At 45.0% G+C, this 2,560-nt stretch carries 2 protein-coding genes; both read right to left on the reverse strand.

Annotated features, from left to right (window positions below):
• On the reverse strand, positions 1-1,451 hold a 1,451-nt coding region (locus F6K38_RS39225; protein WP_287360325.1), incomplete at its 3' end, for a ShlB/FhaC/HecB family hemolysin secretion/activation protein.
• A gap of 676 nt (positions 1,452-2,127) precedes the next feature.
• Complete coding sequence (locus F6K38_RS39230; protein ID WP_287254610.1) at positions 2,128-2,556, reverse strand: helix-turn-helix domain-containing protein; 429 nt, start codon at positions 2,554-2,556, stop codon at positions 2,128-2,130.
• Positions 2,557-2,560 lie beyond the last annotated feature (4 nt).

Genomic DNA, 2,560 nt, shown 5'->3' on the forward strand with positions numbered 1-2,560 from the left:
GTAGTATCTCCTGAACTAATCCCGATACTTAACTGGGAACGAGCTGCTAACACTTGTTGCTCACTGCGCTTAGTCCACTCTTGGAATAACCGGATGGCATTAATCCGCGTACGCCCTTCATCATCAGCTCCTGCTGATAAAGGAAAGGGAGTATCTAAGATAGATGTTTCGCTTTCCTGGCGTGAGCCGGTGATACCAATAGCTACTTCTTCGGTAGGGGTTTGGAATACAGGCTGGCGCAGGGTTATCTCATAAAACCGTGATTCTGAGTCAATATCTATCCTATCAAAAGGAGGCTCAATTACTTCACTAGCTGTTGTCCCATAAGCCAAGCGCAGAGTACCATTACGGGGATTAATCGGTAAGGTATAGCTGACATCAAAGGTATCACTACCATCGGTGTTGGTGTAGTTGAATTCTAAAGCATCTCCCAATCCCAGTAAATTGCCTTCTCGAATTTGGGGACGACGCCGAAAGCTTCCTACACTGGGAGAGCGCCCATTATCTATTACTATTTGGGTGCTAAAAGTATCGGCTTCAGTTACTGTTACTTCTAGCAAACTCTCCCCAGGCTCCACCCCCGCTGACAATTCAGCTGAGATGTTGGCAATTAGAGGGTCGAGTCGCAGCATTTGTAAGCCGTTCAGTAAGCGCCTTACATTCAGAGGCTTCTTGGTAGCGATCGCAAGACGGCTTTTGATGTAATTAGGATTAAGCCGACTCAGACCCTTGACAATAATATCTTCTAATTCCCCTTCGATAATCTCAACGGTAACTACCCCATCTTCAAGTTCCTGAGGTGGGATATAGGCTCCAGAGTTAACGTATCCTTCCTGATCATATAACTTGGTGATCTCAGACCGGAGTTTAAATAATCTTGGCAAGGAGATGGGTTGATTGAGGAAAGGATCGGTAATTTCCGCTAATTTTTCCTGGCTGAATACCGTTGAGCCAATAATATTAAAGCGTTTAATGACGATTCGTCTTGGAATATCCTCCAGAATTTCGTCCGGTAGATCAGGGCTAGGGGTAGATGGGTCAAGAAGTTCATCCACAGGAGGAAGTTTCTGGGGAGGTTGGGGTTCTGGCGCTGGTTCCAGAGAGGGAGGTCTCTCCGGCAGCCGATCCTCCGGTAGCTCTATACCCGGAGGTAGGTTCGGAGGTAGGGCTTGACTAATTTTTGCTGGGGCTGGAGGACTCGGGAGCTGGTTAATACCCATGGCGTTGAAATTTGTTACAGTGTCGCTCCCTAAAACCTGATTATCCCCTTTGTTCAATTTCTCTGGAATTGGCACTGGTTCCTGTGGCAATGAATCCTTTACGAAGACCAGACTCTGATCATTAACAACAGCCCCAGCTTCTAAAGGTTTCAGGATTAGGTTACTAACGACTGCTAATACACCCAAGGTTAACAGAGATGAACTTTTTACTACTGCAACAAATCTAAACATTACTTACCATATCGTAACTGTTTTTCTTAGGTAAGAACTATTAATTAGTTTTCCTGGTGCTAGAGTGACAAACAACAGGAACAGTAGTCAAGAGCAAGGCAAGAAATTGACAACTAATGTAATAGATCTGTCAATCTATCAGTGTATATAGGAATAAGTTTTGCGTTGGCTGAATTTGACAAGTAACAAGTAAGTAGATCTATGAGTCATCTAGGGATAACTTTTGCGTCCTGTTTGAGTTGAACGCTTTGCCAACAACATTAAACCAACTACAGTAAACTTGGCCGCAGTTGTCTACTTGCCAAATTTAAACCTACCCGTTCCCGTAGCCTGGCCTTTAGGCCAAGGAACACCAAAAGCCATTAATTTTAAAGTTTTAACCTTCAAGTTAACACCTTGTTTTTAAATTCTTAAGCTACGCAAACAAGCAGCTTCCAGCTGAAATGACCCCAAGCTAATGGCGTTGCTGATTCTGGGTATGGTTTCGCCCCCCTAGCCCCCCAATTTTGCGGTGCGACCCGTGGCGAATTTAATTCGCCGACGGAAAGCGCACCGGTGGGGGAACAAAACTCTCAAAGTCCCCCATAATTGGGGGATTTAGGGGGCTTTAATAAAACCAGATTATCGCGCATTCATTCCTTAATTCAGCAACGCTAAGCTAATACCCATCCTGCAATTAACTAAAAACTTTAGTGAGAATTTCGACAGAAGGGTCAACTTCCAGCCACACCGTAGCTCCACAATCCTTGGGACAATTGGGTTGATAGACTAACCGAGATGGACCCTTGATTTCTACATAATGACCGTAGGTGTTGCGGTTACCTTGTTTGACAGTGAGCACAGGGTTGTAGGTGTTGTTCTTTTTATTTTGCTTAATCACGTTCTGGTTGACGTGGATGTAACTCGCCACCTTTTGGAAACCTCTTCTCCAGGTTCCCTTGGGTCCACGGCGACCAGGACTGACCCTAGGCAAGCCGTTAAATAGGGGAATTTGCCAAAATCTGCCTACTTTTTGAGCGCCCTTAATTCTACCATTTTTCAGAAGTTGGCGAACTCGTTGGACGCAAATCCCTAGAAGAAAAGCTGCTTGGGTAGTTCCGACTATCTTG

This window comes from Moorena sp. SIO3B2, from assembly GCF_010692525.1.
Lineage (GTDB): Bacteria > Cyanobacteriota > Cyanobacteriia > Cyanobacteriales > Coleofasciculaceae > Moorena > Moorena producens.